The organism is Neobacillus sp. YIM B06451 (genome assembly GCF_032667185.1).
In the GTDB taxonomy this organism is placed as follows: domain Bacteria; phylum Bacillota; class Bacilli; order Bacillales; family Cytobacillaceae; genus Bacillus_D.
In genome coordinates, this window is record NZ_JAVFKJ010000020.1 from 37,323 (window position 1) to 57,185 (window position 19,863).

The 19,863-nt window shown below is 39.2% G+C and carries 19 protein-coding genes and 1 pseudogene; 1 reads left to right on the top strand and 19 read right to left on the bottom strand.

Going from position 1 to position 19,863, the window contains the following annotated elements; translation table 11 throughout:
- Nucleotides 1–130: 130 nt before the first annotated feature.
- Nucleotides 131–1,129 carry a DoxX family membrane protein gene (locus tag RB160_RS22125; RefSeq protein WP_316572601.1) on the bottom strand — a complete coding sequence of 333 codons (999 nt, stop codon included), beginning with the start codon at nucleotides 1,127–1,129 and terminating at the stop codon, nucleotides 131–133.
- A 137-nt stretch (nucleotides 1,130–1,266) separates the two neighbouring features.
- Here RB160_RS22125 and RB160_RS22130 point away from each other — a divergent pair, with 137 nt between their 5' ends.
- Nucleotides 1,267–1,710 (top strand): cell wall hydrolase, encoded by a 444-nt coding sequence (locus RB160_RS22130; protein WP_316572602.1) that lies wholly within the window; start codon nucleotides 1,267–1,269, stop codon nucleotides 1,708–1,710.
- A 175-nt stretch (nucleotides 1,711–1,885) separates the two neighbouring features.
- Here RB160_RS22130 and RB160_RS22135 read toward each other — a convergent pair whose 3' ends face one another.
- From RB160_RS22135 to RB160_RS22220, 18 genes and pseudogenes are all read right to left on the bottom strand, one after another.
- Nucleotides 1,886–3,085, bottom strand: a complete 1,200-nt coding sequence (locus RB160_RS22135) for an MFS transporter (protein ID WP_316572620.1) — start codon at nucleotides 3,083–3,085, stop codon at nucleotides 1,886–1,888.
- 135 nt (nucleotides 3,086–3,220) lie between these two features.
- Nucleotides 3,221–3,853: an FMN-dependent NADH-azoreductase gene (locus RB160_RS22140; protein WP_316572603.1), complete on the bottom strand. Its 633-nt coding sequence runs from the start codon at nucleotides 3,851–3,853 to the stop codon at nucleotides 3,221–3,223.
- Between the two features lie 137 nt (nucleotides 3,854–3,990).
- A complete protein-coding gene (locus RB160_RS22145) occupies nucleotides 3,991–5,283 on the bottom strand; it encodes a diguanylate cyclase domain-containing protein (protein WP_316572604.1) in 1,293 nt (430 codons plus the stop codon).
- A gap of 41 nt (nucleotides 5,284–5,324) precedes the next feature.
- Nucleotides 5,325–6,614 (bottom strand): glutamyl-tRNA reductase, encoded by a 1,290-nt coding sequence (gene hemA, locus RB160_RS22150; RefSeq protein ID WP_316572605.1) that lies wholly within the window; start codon nucleotides 6,612–6,614, stop codon nucleotides 5,325–5,327.
- 243 nt (nucleotides 6,615–6,857) lie between these two features.
- Complete coding sequence (locus RB160_RS22155; RefSeq protein ID WP_316572606.1) at nucleotides 6,858–7,469, bottom strand: alpha/beta hydrolase; 612 nt, start codon at nucleotides 7,467–7,469, stop codon at nucleotides 6,858–6,860.
- Nucleotides 7,466–8,413, bottom strand: coding sequence for a ring-cleaving dioxygenase (locus tag RB160_RS22160; protein ID WP_316572607.1), 948 nt, complete (start codon nucleotides 8,411–8,413; stop codon nucleotides 7,466–7,468). The genes RB160_RS22155 and RB160_RS22160 overlap by 4 nt, the downstream gene beginning before the upstream one ends.
- 50 nt (nucleotides 8,414–8,463) lie before the next feature.
- Entirely contained in the window at nucleotides 8,464–9,411 is a 948-nt protein-coding gene (locus tag RB160_RS22165; protein WP_316572608.1) for a ring-cleaving dioxygenase, read from the bottom strand.
- Nucleotides 9,412–9,475: 64 nt separating this feature from the next.
- Nucleotides 9,476–9,901 (bottom strand): MarR family winged helix-turn-helix transcriptional regulator, encoded by a 426-nt coding sequence (locus tag RB160_RS22170; protein ID WP_316572609.1) that lies wholly within the window; start codon nucleotides 9,899–9,901, stop codon nucleotides 9,476–9,478.
- A 29-nt stretch (nucleotides 9,902–9,930) separates the two neighbouring features.
- Nucleotides 9,931–10,335, bottom strand: coding sequence for a transcriptional regulator SpxA (gene spxA, locus RB160_RS22175; RefSeq protein WP_316572610.1), 405 nt, complete (start codon nucleotides 10,333–10,335; stop codon nucleotides 9,931–9,933).
- A gap of 225 nt (nucleotides 10,336–10,560) precedes the next feature.
- Nucleotides 10,561–11,154 (bottom strand): hydrolase, encoded by a 594-nt coding sequence (locus RB160_RS22180; RefSeq protein WP_316572621.1) that lies wholly within the window; start codon nucleotides 11,152–11,154, stop codon nucleotides 10,561–10,563.
- A gap of 787 nt (nucleotides 11,155–11,941) precedes the next feature.
- Nucleotides 11,942–12,280 (bottom strand): annotated as a pseudogene (locus RB160_RS22185) (SDR family oxidoreductase); the annotation flags it as partial.
- A 143-nt stretch (nucleotides 12,281–12,423) separates the two neighbouring features.
- The gene (gene wrbA / locus RB160_RS22190; protein ID WP_316572623.1) at nucleotides 12,424–13,035 is read right to left on the bottom strand and encodes an NAD(P)H:quinone oxidoreductase; all 612 of its coding nucleotides are present in this window, start codon (nucleotides 13,033–13,035) and stop codon (nucleotides 12,424–12,426) included.
- Nucleotides 13,036–13,184: 149 nt separating this feature from the next.
- The gene (locus RB160_RS22195) at nucleotides 13,185–13,577 is read right to left on the bottom strand and encodes a DoxX family protein (RefSeq protein ID WP_316572612.1); all 393 of its coding nucleotides are present in this window, start codon (nucleotides 13,575–13,577) and stop codon (nucleotides 13,185–13,187) included.
- A 279-nt stretch (nucleotides 13,578–13,856) separates the two neighbouring features.
- The gene (gene allE, locus RB160_RS22200; protein ID WP_316572613.1) at nucleotides 13,857–14,621 is read right to left on the bottom strand and encodes a (S)-ureidoglycine aminohydrolase; all 765 of its coding nucleotides are present in this window, start codon (nucleotides 14,619–14,621) and stop codon (nucleotides 13,857–13,859) included.
- A gap of 39 nt (nucleotides 14,622–14,660) precedes the next feature.
- Complete coding sequence (allD, locus tag RB160_RS22205; protein ID WP_316572614.1) at nucleotides 14,661–15,710, bottom strand: ureidoglycolate dehydrogenase; 1,050 nt, start codon at nucleotides 15,708–15,710, stop codon at nucleotides 14,661–14,663.
- Between the two features lie 28 nt (nucleotides 15,711–15,738).
- Nucleotides 15,739–16,989, bottom strand: coding sequence for an allantoate deiminase (gene allC, locus RB160_RS22210; protein ID WP_396954761.1), 1,251 nt, complete (start codon nucleotides 16,987–16,989; stop codon nucleotides 15,739–15,741).
- Nucleotides 16,990–17,020: 31 nt separating this feature from the next.
- A complete protein-coding gene (locus RB160_RS22215) occupies nucleotides 17,021–18,295 on the bottom strand; it encodes an MFS transporter (RefSeq protein ID WP_316572616.1) in 1,275 nt (424 codons plus the stop codon).
- A gap of 69 nt (nucleotides 18,296–18,364) precedes the next feature.
- Entirely contained in the window at nucleotides 18,365–19,696 is a 1,332-nt protein-coding gene (locus RB160_RS22220; RefSeq protein ID WP_316572618.1) for an allantoinase, read from the bottom strand.
- Nucleotides 19,697–19,863: the final 167 nt, after the last annotated feature.

The following is a 19,863-nucleotide window of genomic DNA, read 5'->3' on the forward strand; positions in this document are numbered from 1 at the left end:
AAACCAGAACTTATGGTGAAGAACCACATTAAAGCACAAGCTTCTCTCCATACAATAAAAACAAGGCCAACTGGCATAATCCGTCTGGCCAAACGTCCTTTAGTTTTCGTGTAAAAGACATTTCACAGCCTTAAGCAAACCTATAATAAATCAATAAAAATGTTGAAAGAACAAAGATAAAATTTAAGAAAACGAATACCATTTGGTCCAATCTCGTTTTGTGCATTTTGATTGGCGGTTGATAAAAGGAAACTCCCTCGATGATAAAGATAAGCAGTACAATGTGAATCATCGCATGGCCAACAACTTCCGTGTAGCCAAAAATCATCGTCGTCAGGATAAAAAGGACTGTCACTACTACCGCAAGAATCCGGTTTAATATTCCTACGACTAGTAAATAACCGACTACAAATTCGATAAACGCCGCCAGGACAATAAAAGTATCCGCTGGGAAACCAAAGGTTGGCACGTGGTGATGTTGGATTATTTGAAGCGTCATATTTGGAAACACCCATTTTTCAACCGCCACCCAACACAAGCTCAAACCCGTTCCTAAGTACAAGAACGGGAAGCCCCAATCCTCCCACTTGGTTTTTCCAACCAGCAAAACGCCAATAATGGCGAGGTAAAAACCATAATCGAGCATATGGAACCAGCCAGCGGTCATTGTAACGTTTACGAAAAGGATAAAAAGCACTACTGCGCCTACCTTGGTTGCCAGGTGATGCGGGATAATCAGCAGGATAATCGCAGCCCACATCAACACGGTTTCCCAAGTATGTTCAATGTGGAACTCGGGAGCAAACGTCGATCCGGAAAAAACTTGTAACAGGAGCGCCAGCGCGGTCCCGTACTTTAACAAATAGCGGGAATAGGGTCTTCGCTTCTCCAGCCACTGGTCTATTCTCTTCGCAAATGCAAAATCGGTCAGCTTATGCATCACTTGCGATAACACCGCCAGGAGTACCGCGAAAAGCAAGGCTACCGTAATGAATAATGGGGAAAGGATATTCTCAATTGACTCTCTTTCCGGCTTCACTTCGGCAAACCATTTTACATGCGCAGATGTAAGTAACGGTAAAAGCAATACCCCTAATAAAACAATTCCCTGTATCATTCTTTTCGCCACAGAAACACCCTCCTTTGGTATGTTCTATTATTATTCCTCAATCCGATCGATTTCGAACCTATATTATTTCACCTGCTTTTTTAAAAAAGACCTACACCAATATAGGCCTTTTTCATACTATATCTTGGGGTGAAAATATGGCGAGAATTAAATACAGGGATGCAGATGTTGCCTTAATGGCAAGGATGATGAGAGCGGAAGCCGAGGGCGAAGGAAAACAGGGAATGCTGTATGTTGGAAATGTAATTGTTAACCGCGTCAAAGCAAATTGTTCAGACTTTAGAGATGTAAGAACAGTCCGCCAGGTCATTTTTCAAGTCCAGGGAGGAAATTTTTCCTTTGAAGCTGTTCAGAAGGGGAATGTGTTTTATCAACGGGCAAGAGAAAGTGAAAAACGATTAGCAAGACAGAATTTGGAGTATTGGAGACAGCAGCCGGCGAAATTTGCCCTATGGTACTTCAATCCCTACGCCCCCTGCCCTCCTACATGGTACGACCAGCCATTTTCCGGCCAATTCAAAAACCATTGCTATTATGAACCGACCGGTGAGACATGTGAGGAGATTTATACAGGAGGCTAAGCTTACTCTTCTTGGGTAAGCTTTTTCCTGCTTTTGAGGGCTTTGTCAATGTTTTACGTTCATTTAGCTGTTTAAGAAAAAAGAAACCTTGAAGGCTAGTAGCCAATCAAGATTTCAATGCATTTCTACCAATTTACCCTTCCATTCCCCATCCAAATTAAGCCAAACGAGCCCATTAAATAGGATTAAATACTCTCTTATACCGAAAGGATAAATTGATTCCTAGTAATATAGTTAAGATTGCTATTGCAAGATCAAAAATAAATACTGACGTTACGCTGAAATACTTTGTCATCATTCCTGTTATAAATGGAATAACAATAAACGCTAAGCTAGAAGCAAGGCTGACATATGCGGTACTCGTTCCTTTTTTATCCGGGAAAAATTCAGCCATAATAGTAACAGCTAATTGAAAAATCCCTGAAGTTGATAACCCTAGAACGAATGCACAGACCATAATGACTTCTGGATATGGAAGAGCTAACAGGGCTAGTAACGTAATAAAAGCTATAGACGGATAAATGACCATTATGGTTATAGGCTTAATTACCTTGTTTAACAGGAATGCGAGCAGAAGAACGGAAATTAATCCTCCTATGCTATAGAAGCTCAATAATCCAACTGCTTCCACCTTGCTCAATCCAACAATCTCCTGGCCGTACGTGGGAATCCAGGTTTGGATAATCATAAATAAAGCAACTGAACTAAAGGCAATCAAGACGACTCCTATACCTTCTCTCCAGAACACGGGCTTAATTGAAAACCTCTTTCGTATAGTACTGTAATCCACTGAATAGTGATCATACTTACCTACTTTATGCTTTGGAAATAAAGCTAATGTAAGGAAAAAACCGTTGATAAGGTAAGCTGCCGCAGGAACAAAAAAGGCAAACCCATAATATAGATTGTTTGAAATAATGAATACCACTAGAATAGGCAAAAGGGTCGCCCCAATGGAGATAAAGGCTTTCAGTAGTACCATTGCGGATCCTGAATTTTCAGGAAAAGCATCAATTAGAGCAGGATATGTCCCTGAATCCATAATTGAATTACAAATTCCCGCAATAATCGCAAAAACGAAAGCAAAATGATAGTTTGGTGCAAGAGGAATACCAACTAGAAAAATAACATATAAAAATGATGCAATTACGACAAGGGACTTTCTCCCCAACTTATCAGAAAGCCTTCCAGAAAAACTTAATGTAACTAATTTACCTATCCCAATAGCAGAAATCAAAAAACTAATTTCCACACTGCCCGTATTTAATTGTTGAGATAAAAAATTCATATTGGATGCAATAATTACATTGATCATACCTAATAGTAAATAATTCAAATATAAACCCATTGCCATTTTTAGGTATCGATTTTTTATAGCACCCTCACCAGAAATCATTTCATTGACTATCCTTTCTATAATTCATTGTTCTATGCTTCCTTAAGAAACAAAGCTAACCAGTAGCAAGTTCCGGTTAGCTTTTGTTTGGTTAACTTTAAAAATTGATTATTATTAAACGGCTACTGCAGAAAGTTTCTTTGCAGCTTCTTTAACTTTTTCCAATCCTTCAGCAATGATTTTCTCTGCTTGATCAGGTGCCGCAGCATGTCCTTCGATGACTACTTCGTCAATGATTTGCATACCGAACACGCCGCCAGCAACATTCTTAATGTAGTTAACGGACATTTCCATTGCAGCCGCAGGGCCCTCGGAATAGATGCCTCCACGCGCGTTTAGGATAATCGCCTTTTTGTCCTTCATAAGCTGGACTGCCTGGCCGTTTTCATCATATTTAAACGTAAATCCTGCCTCATATACATAATCGATAAATGTTTGAAGCTTCGCAGGAATTGTTAGGTTCCACAATGGGAAAGCAAAAACAACGATATCAGCTGCTGTTAAAGCATCCTTTGCTTTTTGCTTTGCTGCCAAAATGCGTTTTTCAACATCTGTAAGTTCTTCGCCAGATGCAAGTTTGCCGAATGCATTGAAAAGATCCTGGCCAAGGTATGGCATATCTTCTGCAAATACATCAAAAGTTGTTACATTGACTCCGTCAAGATTTTCCATGAAAGTCTCATACATCTTGCTTGATACCGCCTCGGAAGCCGGTCTGTTATTTGCTCTTACTACTAATACATTCATTTATCGATAATCTCCTTTTCTACAAATCGTCAATATATCTCTATTTAACATATCTCAAGTTAAAGATATATTAAAATAAAGTTTAAGTCAACTTAATGAGCTTTCCTCCTCATAAAACAGCCATCGGTGAGGGCTTACTACTCGTTATTATGTGATAAACTATGGAAATGGTACTGGTTTCTAGTTTCTTTGGCTAAATATAATGCTTCGTCAGCATGTTTAATTAATAATTCACTGCTCGTTCCATTTTTGGGGTATAGTGAGATACCGATACTTGCTGTTGCTTCAATCCGGTGGCCACCGATGGTATATTCCTGCTGGAGCGCCTTATATAGCCTCTCTACAATTTTATAAACACTCTTACCATTTTTAACACCTCTAATTAATACTACGAATTCATCGCCACCTAACCGGCCAATGATACTATCTTCCCTTAAATTACTTACCAAGCGCTGTGAAAACTGTTTAAGCAGTTCATCCCCTGCATCATGGCCTAATACATCGTTAATTTCCTTGAATTTATCAATATCTAAATAAAATAATGCAAGCTGTTCCTTTATTTTACTCGCAGATAAAATACCCTGTTCAAGAATCTCCATGAAACTGCGCCTATTTCTAAGCCCGGTCAGCGAATCATAATAAGCCAAATTTTCAAGTTCCTTCTCATATTTTTTTCTGACCGTTACATCCCTTAACAGAATTTGCATAACAACTTCCCCATTATAAATAATGGGTAGGGCGGTAACCTCTGCATAAAACTGTTTATAGTCATAGCGAATAAACCGTTCTACAATAGTAACAGGTTTGTACGCATCAAAATCGTCCATCATATTGAAGAGTCTTTGTTCAATATCTTTTTTGTTTTCTGAATAAATAAATTTCCAAATTGATCTGCCAACCATATCATTCGGACTGTCTTGCCCTAATAACCTTGTACCTGCAGGATTAGCATACAAGATATGGTTCTTATTCTGAACAATAATTGCATCAGGTGAATATTCTACCAGTTTTCGGTATCGGTCCTCATTTTCCTCCAGTTTTTTTTGGATTTCCATTTGCTCAGTAAAGTCCTTATACATCCCCAATGCCAAAATTCCATCCTTATTAATAGCTCTATAGGTTGATAATATATCTAAAATTTCTCCATCTTTAGTTTTTCTTTCTGTAAAACAGTAATTAATATTTTGTCCTCTTCTTAATCTATCAAGAAACTCTTTGTGTTCTTCAGTAGTCATGCCATGCAGGGGAGGCGGCGGGGTTAATCCTCTAATATCTTCAATTGTCCAGCCCAATATTTCAGTAAAAGTTGGATTTGCCTGAACGATTGCCCCATCGTCTCCAATTAAAAAGATTGCATCATTTGTGTTTTTCCAGATTAATTCAAACGCCTTACGCCCAATTTTTGATAAATCATCCACTTTTATATCCATCCAGCTACCCCTTTGCTGTGAGTCATAAGTCTAATTCCTTACTATTCCCTGTGGCTTTTCTCTAGCATTTCTTCTATATTAAAAATTTTTATGAACATATCCAAATCCTTATCTGAGCCCTTTGAAACCCCTAATGCCTTTAATTTAGCAAGTGGATCCTTCAGCATTTGGTTTGTGATGCTATTAACATGTTTCGCTATAACCTTTACATCCCGGTTTGTAAGATCTGGAAGCTTATTTGTAATGCTATTCATAACTTCCGACCGGATGGTAGCGGTTTTTTTGTTAAGCGCCGAGATAACGGGAACAACATCCAACAAGTGGATCCATTCCTGAAACTCAATTATTTCACCCTCTATCATCGTAGCAACCTCTTCGGCAGCCTTTTCACGCTCCATTAAATTCACATTTACCAGGTCTCTTAAATCATCGATGTTATATAAAAAAACATTTTCTATGTCATCCACTAATGGGTCTATATCCCTCGGTACCGAAATATCGATAATAAATAATGGCTTCCCTTTTCGAAGCCTTTTGGCCTCAAGTATCATCTCTCGGGTTATTACGTATTCTTCTGATGATGTCGAGCTGATGATGATGTCTGATTCTCCTATAGCCGCTAGCAATTCCGCCATAGGCCTAGCCTCTCCTACATAACGATTTGCCAACTTTTTAGCATTCTCAAATGTACGATTAATGACTATTACTTTATTTACACCATTTCCCTTTAAATTTTTGTAGGCTAGTTCTGACATTTTGCCTGCTCCAATCAACAGAACCGATTTATCTTCAAGGGAGGTAAATACCTTGTTAGCAAGCTCTACAGCTGCATAGCTAACCGATACAGCGTTAGAACCGATTCCTGTTTCACTATGAGCCCGTTTACCAAGAGTGACCGCCTTTTTAAAAGAATAATTAAATACTTTTCCAATAGTGTTTTTATTTTGTGCCAACAAAAAGCTTGTACGAACCTGGCCCAAAATTTGCGTTTCTCCTAATATCATAGAATTCAATCCACATGCAACCTTAAAAAGATGTTCAATTGCTAGCTCCTGGTCATGAAAAAATAAAAAAGGGGTAAACTTGCTCTTCTCAATTTGAAACCATTCGGATAAGAACTCTTTTATTTCATATCTGCCTTTATGCAAATCATCTACAACCGCATATATTTCGGTGCGGTTGCAGGTAGATAAAATAACATTTTCAACTATACTATTTCTCGCTTGTAAATCTTCCATAGCAGCACCATTGTCGACAGGATTAAACGTCAGCTTTTCCCTGATCTCCAAAGGTGCTGTTTTGTAGTCCAGGCCAACAACTAAAATGTGCATTATCCTGCTCCTTTGTTACCCATTTTGGGCCTTTATTTAAAAAAAGAGCCAATCCTAAAATCGAGATTAGCTCTTTTTAAAGCTTTAATTTCCATTTTGCCTTTGTTTACCCATTCTGCTTTAACAGTGCGCTTTGCTTGATAATTGACTGCTGGTTCTACATCTTGTAATCATCTTTCCATCTTGTCCGACAGTAACACTTGTTCCATTCAGGTTGCCGTCAGCAGCAACCAGTGATTCATATTAATTTTTAAAGTATTTCTGATACCACTGTGCAGCTGCTTCGACTTCCTTTGGAGTTAATTGATGGCCTCTATTTTCCCAATGGAGTTCTACTTCCGCTTTGGCTGTTTCCAATAAAGTTTGAAGCTCAACCGATTCTGTTGGAGAGCAGATAGGATCATTAGTCCCTGCTGCTATAAAAACAGGAATTCCTGACAAATCAGGAAGCCTAATTCCTCTTCTCGGCACCATTGGGTGGTGTAGAATCGCTGCTTTTAATGCGTTTTGATAATGGAATAAAAGACTCGTTGCTATATTTGCACCATTTGAGTATCCAATGGCCACGATATTTTCCCTGTCAAAACCATATTTTTCTGCTGCTTTATCAAGAAATTGTTTTAATTCTTCCGATCTGAAAATAAGATCCTCTTCATCAAAGATTCCTTCAGCTAATCTTCGAAAGAATCGGGGCATTCCATTTTCCAGGACTTTCCCCCGGACGCTTAATATAGAAGCTTCCTCATCAATCATTCCTGCAAGTGGCAGCAAGTCCAACTCATTCCCACCTGTGCCATGAAGCAATAAAAGTGTTGGTTTAGTTGAATTTTTTCCTTTTTGAAAAATGTGCATCATTTTTTATCTTCCTCCAATACGCGGACCTCTACAGGGGGCAACATATCCTTCAATTCTCCCCGCTTTGTTTCAAACCAAGGTGGCAGCATCAATTTTTCCCCAAGTTCACCAATGGGTTCATCAACCGCAAAGCCAGGCTCGTCGGTAGCTATTTCAAAAAGGATTCCACCTTCTTCATGGAAATAGATAGCTTTAAAATAATTACGGTCCCTAAATTCTGTTGGATTATATCCTTTTTCCTCAAGAAGTGATCTCCACAGGTTATGATCTTCTTCATCACTTGCTCTCCAGGCAATATGGTGAACTGTACCAGCCCCCAAAAGCCCGCGAACCGATGGAGTAAGCTTGATATCAATTGTGTTTCCAAGGTCAGAATCTGCTTTGAATCTTAAGAAACCCTCTTCCTGCCCAATCAATTGAAGCCCCAATATATTCTCAAGAACATTAGCAGTTTTATTTGGCTGGGCCGAAATCAATGTTGCACCGCCAAATCCTTTAACGGCAACGTCTGGGTGAATTTCACCAAAGCTCCAATTATTGACTGGCCCCTCGGTTCTTTCTACGAATTCAATTTCTAGCCCATCAGGATCCTGAAAGCTTAAATATCTTTCACCGAATCGAATAGTCGAATAAGTTTTTATCTTAAATTTCTTAAGACGTGCTTCCCAAAAGGGGAGGGAGTCTTTTGGGATGACATAACTTGTTGAGCCTACTTGGCCAGTACCAATACGGCCTTTTAACTGTTTTTCCCACGGAAAGAAGGTGATAACAGTTCCCGGTGCGCCCGATTCATTTCCAAAGTAAAGATGATATACTTCCGGACGGTCGAAATTGATTGTCTTCTTTACAAGCCTTAATCCAAGTATTCCCGAGTAGAAATTAATCGTTCTTTGAGCATCATTAACCATTGCGGTAATATGATGAATACCAGCTGTTTTTTGCATACCTGCTTCCTCCTTCAGGTTAAGCTCAGTACTGTGCATTGGCGGATCTACTAAAGCTTTTGGTCTAAATTCCTGATTTCGAAAGGAAGGACAGACCTTTCTATCTTATCGCGGTATTGCTCATATCGTTGTGGCAGCATCAACTGCTCCCCCATCGTCTCATAAGATTCGTCATGGGCAAATCCTGGGGGATCTGTTGCTATTTCAAACAATATTTCACCCTGCTCCCTAAAATAAATGGCGTTAAAGTAGTTTCGGTCCTGAACAGGAGTAACCCCAAACCCGTGGCTTTCAACATATTCCTTCCATTCAAGCTGGTCTTGGTCATCGATTGCGCGCCATGCTATGTGGTGGACGGTTCCTACTCCCATTTGTCCGCGGCCAACAGGGGTTAATTTCAAATCAATGATGTTCCCTATATCAGCTGTAGAACGGAAACGGACCATATCGTCTTCCTCCGCTATTCGCTCCAGTCCCATTACTGTTTCCAACAACTCTGCTGTCTTTTTTGGCTGAGCGGAAAGTAAGGTTGCCCCTCCAAAACCTTTAATGGCAACTTCAGGAGTAATATTTCCAATCGACCAGGTGTTAACCTCCCCTTCTTCTCTTTCAACTAGTGCGAGACGCAGGCCGTGCGGGTCATCAAATTCTAAATATTGCTCCCCAAAGCGGACCATTTTTATAAATGGTATATTGAACTTCTCAAGCCTTTCTTCCCAAAATCGAAGGCTTCCTTTAGGAACCGCATAGGAAGTGATTCCTACTTGCCCATCTCCTATTCTCCCTTGATATGCACCGTTCCACGGGAAAAAAGTAATGATTGTTCCCGGTTTTCCGCCCTCATTGCCAAAATAGAGATGATACGTACCTGGGTCATCAAAATTCACAGTCTTTTTAACTAACCGCAATCCTAAAACCCCTGCATAAAAATCTGCGTTCTCTTGTGGATGGCCTACAATCGCTGTTATATGATGTATTCCCATTGTTGTCTTACTCATTTATAGCACTCCTTTTTATTTTTGTTTTAAGAATCTAGAGTTCGAGATTTATTTCAAAAGCACATTATTCGACCTTAATATTTACTTTCTTTAAAAGTTTCAAAAATGTTTCTGTCTCTTCAGGGTCCAGAACTTCAAACAGTCCATCAACCATGTCCAGATAATTTGGCATGATCGTGTCCATGAGGTTAAATCCTTCATCTGTTAAAGAAACATGTATCGCCCTGCGGTCATTAGGACAAGCACTTCTTTTTAAGAGGCCGCGCTTTTCTAATTTGTCTATTACGTACGTCATCGAACCGCTTGAAATTAAGACATTCTGGCAAATTTGCTGGATTGTCATTGTACCTTTTTGGTATAGCACTTCCAGCACTGAAAATTCCGTTACATTTAATTTGTGGTTCAGCATTTCCTCTCTTATTTTCTCATGAATCCCTTTTGCCGTTTTCATTAAAACAATAAACGGCCGATTGGGAAATCTTCTTTCCACTTTACTCAACACCTCTCCTATTAATATTTTCAATGCGTATGATTAGCCATTTGATAAGGGTCGTCAAAAATGAATGTCCTTAACTTTCGAGGCAAGAAACTGCGTATTTCTTCTTCGTTAAAGCCTACATTCAATCTTCTTTCATCCTTGATAATTGGCCGTTTTAACATGGAAGGGTTATCCTTAATAATTTGATATAACTCATGTAGTTTAAGGGATTCCAAATCTATGTTAAGCTTCCGAAACGTTTCAGATCTTATCGAAATAATTTCATCGGTTCCATCATCAGTTAGGCGGAGGATTTCTTTTATTTCTTCAATCGTCAACGGTTCCTTGGTAATGTTTCTTTCTACATAATCGATGTGATGCTCCTCTAGCCATGCTTTTGCTCTACGGCAGGAAGTACAACTTGGAGAAGTATATAAATTCAACATGTGTACCACACCCCTAAATAAAAAATTGTATATCTCAAGTTAAAGTATCTTTAATTCAAGATAATTATATGACTTAAGTGGAAATAAGTCAATCACTAAGGCTAATTTTTATTTCTGGTGCCTAAAACATAGCTGCGTTTTTCTAAAATAAATATGAAAAAATGCCTCCCTATCATTTTTTAAATAGGAAGGCATTTTATTTTTAATTATTATTTATTTATTTATTTATTTTCCTTCTTTTGCACCGAACATTTCTTCAGCGTAAATAGCACCCAAACCGTAAGCACCGCCATGTTCTTTAGCAATGGAGATTACGCCATCATATGTTTCTTGATTAGCCCAGTCACGTTGCAATTCAAGCATATACTGCATCCAAGTGATAGGAGTTGCTCCAGCTTGAATCATGCGCTCTACTGCCATATCATGTGCTTCTGTCGTAACACCGCCTGAAGCATCCGTTACTACGTATACTTCATAACCATCTTCAAGTGCATCAAGTACCGGCATTACTACACAAACCTCAGTCCAAAGGCCTGCAACGACCAATTTTTTCTTTCCTGCCTTTTCAACTGCTTCGACAACTTTTTGATCATCCCAAGCATTCATGGATGTACGGTCGATAATTTCCTGCTCAGGGAATACTGCTTTAATTTCTGGGAAGATTTGGCCGCTAAATGTATCAGCAGCTACTGTTGACAGAATAGTTGGTACATTGAAAAGTTTCGCGGATTTCGCAAGGGCTTCAACGTTGTTACGAACTTCTGCTACATCATGCGACTTAGTGGCAAATGCCATCTGAGGTTGGTGGTCAATCAACATCAATGAATGGTTGTCCGGCGTCAAAATGTCCGAAGTGGTAGTTGCTTTTACTGGAGCTTTTCCATTTGCTGATACTTTGGAAGTCCCACCATCTGAAAAAGATGCAGCTCCAACAAGTCCTAAAGCCATAGATAAAGCAAGTCCATAAGCAGTGATTTTCTTAAAAATTCCTTTTTTCATCTTAGTCACTCTCCATAATTAAATTATTTTAAATTTTTTGTTTTAGCTATCCAAACCCATCCCTATCAATCTTTACCTCTCGTTAAAACTCCCCCTTGCTATTTTTTGAATCCAAGATTTAAATCTTAAAATTAGCCGGCTTAAATATATTATGTAAATATATTTTTAATTAATTAATTTTGAATTAATTTATCTTGAATTCAAAATAAATATAAACCATTATTTAAATTCCGTCAATTATAATGAACTGAAATATTTTTAATTAAGGATATTTTTTAACGCCACCGTCAACTATCTATATTTAAACTATGGAAACTGCATATCCACCGTTCTTAAACGTTCCCAAAAGCACTCGGAACCGATAAGCCTAGCAAACGCATGTTAGAGTTCACTAAGAACAAATTATCCAGGTATTTGCCTCGGGTTTTATTATTCTGTCCGCCAATAAGAAAATATTATGATTGAACAATAATGATCTAATCTAATCTAATTTACTCCTTAGACTCCGTTCTCTATCGATTCACAAACTTTTTATATATTGAAAAAGAACTAAAAAAGCTGAAAGGAGTTGTTAACTGCTTTCAGCCTATCAGTAAATATTAGTTTTTTATTGAGCAGTATATCCACCGTCGATTACCACAGCTTGTCCGGTTACACTTTTAGCCTTATCGCTTGCCAGGAACAACGCATAATCGGCAATTTCACTTACGTCAAGCAGCCGCTTTTGAGGTACAAGCGGGAGAAGAACTTCTGCCAATACATCTTCTATAGGAACATTCCGGGTTTTTGCCAGGTCGGCCATTTGTCCGCGAACAAGTGGAGTATCAACATATCCAGGTGCAATGGCATTCACTGTAATACCGTGTTCAGCGCCTTCCAATGCAGCAACTTTTGTAAGGCCAATAACCCCATGTTTCGCGCTGTTGTAGGCAGCCTTGCCTTTAGCCACATTGACTAGATGAATCGTTCTTCCTCACTTGTTACATCCGGCACAGCAGTTACATTTGACTGCGTCTCACTTTTTGAAAAGGATTTTGAAGAGAACGCAAAAGAGCCAATCGAGTTCGATTGGCTCTTTATTATAAATTATTATTGATTTCCTTTTTTAACCCACTCAGCAACTGTAACTGTACGTTTTGCCTGATGCTTAACAGCACCCTCAACGTCCTCAATCATTTTACCATCTTGACCAACTGTAACACTTGTTCCATAAGGGTTACCACCAGCTCCAAAGATGACAGGATCTGTATAACCAGGAGTTGCAATAATTGCACCCCAGTGCATCATTGAAGTATACAATGATAAAAGAGTGGCTTCTTGGCCGCCGTGCGGATTTTGCGCAGATGTCATAGCACTTACTACTTTATTGATTGTTTTTCCATTCGCCCATAGCCCGCCTTGAATATCAAGGAATTGCTTCATTTGTGATGGCATATTTCCAAAACGTGTTGGAACACTAAAAATAATTGCGTCAGCCCATTCAAGATCCTCAGATGTTGCAACTGGAACGTCTTTTGTTGCTTCTACGGTTGATTTCCATCCTTCATTTCCTTCAATCGCTGATTGTGGAGCTAATTCTTGTACTTTTAAAACCCTAACCTCAGCACCTGCTTCTTTTGCTCCTTCTGCAGCCCATTTTGCTAACTGATAGTTTGTTCCACCCATGCTATAAAAAACTACTGCTAATTTAACATTTGCCATTTTTTCCATCTCCTTTGATTTTCCAAATAATTTATCGAAAAACCCCATAATTACACCTTCTTCTTTGTTTTTTACCTAATAAGAACCTCCTCCATGAAAATACATTATGAATGGAGGTAGTTCTTCTTATTCCATCAGGAACCCTACTTTTAAGCTTCTCTCCCCTTGAATAATAGTTGACCAAGAGAAAATAACTTACTGCCATTCAAGATCATGTGCACCGCAAGGACTAGTAAAACAAGGTCGAAAACATAGCCATTTAGAAATCCATCTGGCAATTTCACCGTAAAGATTGCACCAATCATGATCAAACCAAATAGCAGTGAAACGATCCGAGTCCCTAAACCAAGGATAATTGCAATACCGCCTACTAATTCTATGATAGCTACTGGATAAGCCATGAATCCTGGAATTCCTATACTATCAAACCAACCTGCTGTATTCTCTATACCACCTTGAAACTTAGCAACTCCGTTTGCTAAAAAGACAAGACCTAGCATAACACGAAGTAAAAAGGTTCCAATTTCATTTCTGTTTGACATAAGATGTTCCTCCAATATTTAATACTTTTTATCTCCGATTCATATATTATCATATAATATATTTTTAATTCAAGATATTTGATTATATTTTTATATAGTAATTTTCCCCTACCATCTAAAATAAAAATGATTTAATCCTAAATATAAAGAGCTTTACATTAAATCTTACTGAAATTTATAATAAACAATAAAATATGTGCTAATAAATCCAAACAGAGTAGAACCAATCAATTGATTGATTCTCTCTATTTTATATAATGATTAAATTAAATGGCTTTTTTATAATTCTTCATCACGGTTGCAGTCTTTTGAATAGACGTATGTTAAATTTTCTCTTCCTACCGCATAGGCTGCCTGATGTACGTAAGGTCCCATGAAAATATAATCGCCTTTCTTTACTGGAATCCAATTATTATCCAGATTATACATTCCTTCTCCGGACAGTAAATAGGCTCCATGCTCTTGCACATGCGTTTCTATAAACGGATGGCTAGCAGCTGGATCAAAGGAAAGAATATGGAAATTCATATCAAAATCAAGATCTGCTGGCAATAGGTCCTTAATATGAACATTATGCATGTCGTCATAATTTCTATATTCAATGCTGTTGGCATGTCCTGAAACTACCCAAGTCTTTCGTCCTTCTAGCGGTCTATATTTTTTCTTGTAAAGGAACAGTTTGGACTCCCCTTCTTGTAGGTTTTCCAAAAACAATTTTGTTCCTGGCGGAGAATATAGATAGCCGCTTTCTTCAAGAATAACTTCTTCCTCGCCTGCAGCTGCCTTCACTTTTCCATCAATAACATATACGAAAGTCTGTACGTCTGCTTGTCCGCCAAAGCCTTCGCTATTGTTACCGCCTTTTTGCATTGTCACAACGTAATCGACAAAGCTCGCTCCAAGCTTGGGAGATCCTAATACGGAGATAACACATTTTTTAAACCCCGGAATAACGTTATTTACCAATCCTTCTGGTGCTATTAATGCAAATTTCCCATGCTCAATGATCGATCTGCTTGATAATAGATCTTTTGGATAACCCATCTCAAAAACGCTCCTTTTTCTCATTACTATATACGTTATTTATTTTGCAAATGGATCCTTATCGTCGTATTTATTGTAGTGCACGACATCCGACTCAAGGTAACGATACACTTCGTCGACAATTTCAATCCCTTCCAGCCTGGATTTTTGTTCAATTATTGTCGTGTTTTGGCCAGGATATAATACCTTGTCGAAGCCTGGTGCTGGTTTAATATTATTTAAGTCACTCATTGTTTTAGAAATGTTTTCTTTAAAAGTTGTTAAGTTCGTGAAAAATGCTGGATTGATGACAATATGAAGCTGGCCTAAATTTCGCCCTTCACTTAAATCATGATACATAGATGAGACGCGGTTTCCGAATGGCAAGCCGAGCAAAATACCTGATAATACGTCCACCATCATCATTAAGCCATAGCCTTTCGGTCCCGCGATTGGAAGTAAAGCATTTACTTTGAACGGATCTGTCGTCGGTTCACCATTTTTATCCACCGCCCATGTGTCAGGAATAGATTCATTCTTTGAGCGCGCATGAAGGATTTTCCCCCAAGCTTGGACTGTAGTCGCCATGTCAAAGGTGATCATATCGTCATTTTTGCCCGGGGCCGCAAACGCGATTGGATTTGTTCCATAGTACGGTTCAACACCTCCAAAAGGAACGACCATTGGGTCCGATTGAACTAGAGAAAGACCAATTAATCCTTCTCTAGCAGCCTGTTGGACATAGTATGAAAGAGCTCCGCTGTGGCTGATCCGTTTCACTCCAACTACTGCTACTCCAAATTCTTTCGCCATTTCGATGGCGCGATCCATCGCTTTTTTTGCAGCCACATGCCCGACACCGTTATCGCCGTGGAAAATCCCAGTGCTTGGTCCTGTCTTTTCAAATGCAAAATTTGGTTTTGTGTTAATTCCTCCTTTTGCAATTCTTTCAGCATAATATTCCACTCGCATTGCTCCATGGGAATGAACCCCCCGAAGGTCTGCATGGACTAATACATCAGCTACTCCTTCAGCATGTTCTTCTGAAAGGCCAGCTTTGTTCAGCTTTACTTTAATTAGTTTTTTTAAAGCTTCTTCTGTTGTTTTCACATTCATAATCTCCTATTCATTTAGTTTATTATTCTTTGTAAGCCAGTTCATACAATGAATCTATTAGAGCCTTAACGCCTGTTGCCAGATTTTCCGGGCTTGTATATTCTAATGGATTGTGGCTGATCCCCTTATGGCTTGGCACAAATATCATTGCTGTAGGCACAATTGGTGCAATGATTTGAGAATCATGTCCTGCTCCGCTATGCATGAGTTTGTAATTGAACCCATTTTCCTTCACTTGTTTCTCAATCGATTCAACTACCTGTTGATCCATCGGAATTGGATCCTCATCCATCCACATATCGATGTTAATTTCTACCCCGGACTCAGCGGCAATACGATTAATAATCGTAGTTAATTCCTCAGTAAACTTTACAAGCATCTCTTTTTCAGTATGCCGGACATCCAATGTAAATAATGCACTGCCCGGAACCACATTCACGATGTTTGGCTTTACTTCAATTTTTCCTACTGTCGCAACAAGTGGATCGCCATATTCAACTGCCTTGCTAATGACGCCCTGAATCATTTGGCTTGCTGCAAATACGGCATCCTTACGATAACCCATCGGTGTTGTGCCGGCATGGTTTGCTACCCCCGTTACCTCAATCGTAAAACGTCTTTGGCCGACAATACTATTGACAACCCCTATATCTTTTCCTTCATTCTCCAAAACATTTCCTTGCTCAATATGAATTTCAACAAAGCCTTTTAAATCATTTCGGACCTCTTTTGATTCATCCCTAAAATGAAAACCCGCTTCTCTCATCGCATCTACAAAAGGGACGCCATTGAAATCCGTTATGTTTTCAACATCCTCTTTTTTAGCGATACCAACAAGGTTTTTTGAACCCCAGAAAGCATATGGAAAACGGCTTCCTTCTTCTTCAGCAAACGAGACGACTTCAAGATTCCGGAGCGGCTGTCCGTATTTTTCTTTTATATAGCGAATAGCTAAAATACCTGCCACAATTCCGAATGCACCGTCTAATTTACCTCCGTTTTTAACTGTATCAACATGAGAGCCAGTTAAAATTGTTTCATTGGTATACTTACTTCCTTCTAAACGTCCAAATAAATTTCCAACCTCGTCATAGCGAGTAGTTAATCCATCTTCTTGGAGCATTTTTTCTAACGCTTTTTGCGCCTCGATCCATTCTTTTGTATAAAGTAACCGACTAACACCACCTTCGGGATCCTTACCGTATTCACCTAACCAATTCACGAGGTATTCAACTTCACGTGTTAAATCTTTCACATTTATCTGCCCTTTCATATTTTTTTACGACCATTTGCTTCCTTTTCCTTTACTGCTGTATGCTTGCTTTACCTTTTGGGTCTTCTTTAAAGAACATCATTAGAACGAACCCTACGGCAAGCACAATAACTGCTGAATAAAATCCAGTAGCCATGCTTCCGGTTTTATCAGCAAGGAAACCAACAAACCAAGGGGCGATGACCGACGACATCATACCCATAAAATTAAAGAGACTGAAGGCAATCCCATACGCTGATTGATTAACATTTTCAGAAACAGATGCGATCAGCAGCGGATCCAGCGCAATCTTTCCAAAAAACCCATAAATCAATAACGCTGTAATCAATAATGCAGTATCTTGAACATAGACTGTAGCCCACAATGCGACCGCTGCAATTGGAATAAGAACAAAAGCGAAAGGCTTCTTCCGGCCTAAGCGATCCGAGATATAACTTGCGATAAGCGCCCCTGGTATAGAAGCCAAAGGGACCAAGGCCGATATCAAACCAACTTGACTGCCATGGAAACCTCTTTCGGTCTCCAAAAACTTCGGCAGCCAGGTGACAACAACGGTAAATCCGTATATAGAACAAAATAAAACGAGGAAGGTAATCAAAAGATTACGATTTTTAAGTAAAGATAAAACTGAAACTTTTTCTCCCTTCGTCGATGGCTCTACTAGCTGTTCATGTTGTATCGACTCCCTATCCGGATTTTTTTCCTTTACCAATACTGAAATAAGGGTCCCGACAAGAACGGTAAGTACGCCGAAGATATAAAAGGGAACACTCCAGCTCATTCCCTTATCCAAAACTAATGTACTCGACAAGACAAAACCGAAAGCAATTCCCAACCCCGATCCACTGTTAATAATCGCACTGCCTACAGTTCTATTTTTTTCCGGGATTGCTTCGGATGACAGGGCAAATTGTGGGCCGTAATAGGTTGCTGAAGAAAATCCCGCTAAAGCACGAGCCGCTAAAAAGCCTGTGAAACCAGCCATGAGGCCACTGATCCCTGTCAATATTCCATATAAAATAAACCCGATGACAAGCAACTTTTTCCTTCCAAATTTATCACTGAAAGCTCCTGCTGGAATTTGCGCGATTGTGTAAGTCAGAAAGAATATACTATTGACCAAACCAAGCTGGCTATTGTTCAGGCTATACTCTAGGCCAATCTCCCCTAAAATAGGATTCAAAAAATATTTATTGGCATTTATAAACATCCACCCTAATGTGAATGCAAACACCACTTTCCACCAATATGGAATGATAAACTTCTTGTTCATTACCACTTGTTGTCCTTTTTCATTTGATGCCATAAAGGTAACTCTCCTTTCCTTTGATGATTACTGTAGGAACGGAAAGTCATAAAAAACATTCCGCGATTTTTATTTTTGTATTGGTTTTCCGTTTTCGAACACGACTTTCCCGCCAACAATTGTTGTCTTCACTTTTCCTTTAAATGTCATACCCACATATGGGGAGTGCTGGTGGCGGTAGAACAGGTCTTCGTTCTTTAGTTCAAAGCTTTCATTCAGGTTGACAATCGCCAAGTCAGCATCGTATCCTTCCGCGATTGTTCCTTTCGTTGAAAGTCCGAACAATTTTGCAGGGTTTGTCGCAGTCAATTCAACAATCTTTTCCAATGGTAGATTTCGTTTAAAATGGCCTTCAGTCAACATGATATTCAAAGTAGACTGAGCACCGGAGATACCGCCCCAACCTTCAAAATAGTTGTCTGTTATTTTTTTCATGGATGCTGGAGCTGGTGAATGGTCGGAGGCAATGACATTAATTTCACCGTTGGCAACCGCAACCCAAAGATCTTCTACTTCTTCTTCATCTCTTAAAGGAGGGGCACATTTCGCCAATGCTCCTTTTTCTTCTAAATCTTTTACTGTTAATGACAAATAATGTGGGCATGTTTCAACTGTTACATCCACGCCTCTTTGTTTAGCTTCATTAATAACCTGAACGACTTTTCGGCTGCTCGCATGGACGATATGGAGTTTACATCCAGTTGCTTCTGCATAAGAGATCACTCTTCTAACCGCTTCAATTTCAGAAATAATTGGCCTAGATTCAACAAAATCTCTTGCAGTTGTTTTGCCTTGGCTTTGTTTTTCTTGTGCAAGCTGATCAGTAATAACCGTACTTTCAGCATGGACAGCAAGAAGAGAACCTAGAGAAGCAATCTCTTTCATCCCTTTATAAATTGTTTCATCATCAACATTATTGAAATCAGCAATTCCGCTTGGTGACATGAACGCCTTAAATCCGATTACGCCATTTTCCTGAAGTTCCTTTAAATCATCAATATTCTCCGGTACTAGTCCGCCCCAAAAACGTGGATTTACGATCGACTTTTCATCGGCAGCTGAGCTTTTTAGCTTCAAATTTGCTTTATTAATTGTCGGTGGCGTACTATTCAATGGCATATCAAAGAATGTTGTGACTCCGCCTGCAGCCAAGCTTTTGCTCCCTGTCTCCAGCCCTTCCCATTCCGTTCTGCCTGGTTCGTTAAAATGGACATGCGTATCAATTAAACCGGGGAGGATATGAAGCCCTTCAGCGTTAATCTCTTTATCTGCTGTTGCCTCTAAAGGTTTGCCAACAGATACTTCTTTAATTTTGCCATCCTTGACTGCAATATCACCTTGGACGATTGAATCTGCTGTAACGATCGTCCCATTTTTTATAATTAAATCGTAATTAACCATGGTTCTCCTCCATTATTTCTTCTTATTGACCCTTGCCATTTTTACATTGGCAAGGGTCTTGAATGTATTATCTGATGCCTTGATCTATTTACCTTGCAGAAATCAGCTTTCCTACAGGGTTGCCAACAATGCCTTTTTCCAAATCGAAAACGACATTCCCGCGCACG

Bases quoted from the DNA above. Each gene is read 5' to 3' on its own strand.
- RB160_RS22130 (WP_316572602.1), top strand. From the start codon at position 1,267: ATGGCGAGAATTAAATACAGGGATGCAGATGTTGCCTTAATGGCAAGG.
- RB160_RS22140 (WP_316572603.1), bottom strand. From the start codon at position 3,853: ATGAATGTATTAGTAGTAAGAGCAAATAACAGACCGGCTTCCGAGGCG.
- RB160_RS22145 (WP_316572604.1), bottom strand. From the start codon at position 5,283: ATGGATATAAAAGTGGATGATTTATCAAAAATTGGGCGTAAGGCGTTT.
- hemA (WP_316572605.1), bottom strand. From the start codon at position 6,614: ATGCACATTTTAGTTGTTGGCCTGGACTACAAAACAGCACCTTTGGAG.
- RB160_RS22155 (WP_316572606.1), bottom strand. From the start codon at position 7,469: ATGATGCACATTTTTCAAAAAGGAAAAAATTCAACTAAACCAACACTT.
- RB160_RS22160 (WP_316572607.1), bottom strand. From the start codon at position 8,413: ATGCAAAAAACAGCTGGTATTCATCATATTACCGCAATGGTTAATGAT.
- RB160_RS22165 (WP_316572608.1), bottom strand. From the start codon at position 9,411: ATGAGTAAGACAACAATGGGAATACATCATATAACAGCGATTGTAGGC.
- spxA (WP_316572610.1), bottom strand. From the start codon at position 10,335: ATGTTGAATTTATATACTTCTCCAAGTTGTACTTCCTGCCGTAGAGCA.
- RB160_RS22180 (WP_316572621.1), bottom strand. From the start codon at position 11,154: ATGTTGATTGACCACCAACCTCAGATGGCATTTGCCACTAAGTCGCAT.
- wrbA (WP_316572623.1), bottom strand. From the start codon at position 13,035: ATGGCAAATGTTAAATTAGCAGTAGTTTTTTATAGCATGGGTGGAACA.
- RB160_RS22195 (WP_316572612.1), bottom strand. From the start codon at position 13,577: ATGTCAAACAGAAATGAAATTGGAACCTTTTTACTTCGTGTTATGCTA.
- allE (WP_316572613.1), bottom strand. From the start codon at position 14,621: ATGGGTTATCCAAAAGATCTATTATCAAGCAGATCGATCATTGAGCAT.
- allC (WP_396954761.1), bottom strand. From the start codon at position 16,989: ATGAAAGGGCAGATAAATGTGAAAGATTTAACACGTGAAGTTGAATAC.
- RB160_RS22215 (WP_316572616.1), bottom strand. From the start codon at position 18,295: ATGGCATCAAATGAAAAAGGACAACAAGTGGTAATGAACAAGAAGTTT.
- RB160_RS22220 (WP_316572618.1), bottom strand. From the start codon at position 19,696: ATGGTTAATTACGATTTAATTATAAAAAATGGGACGATCGTTACAGCA.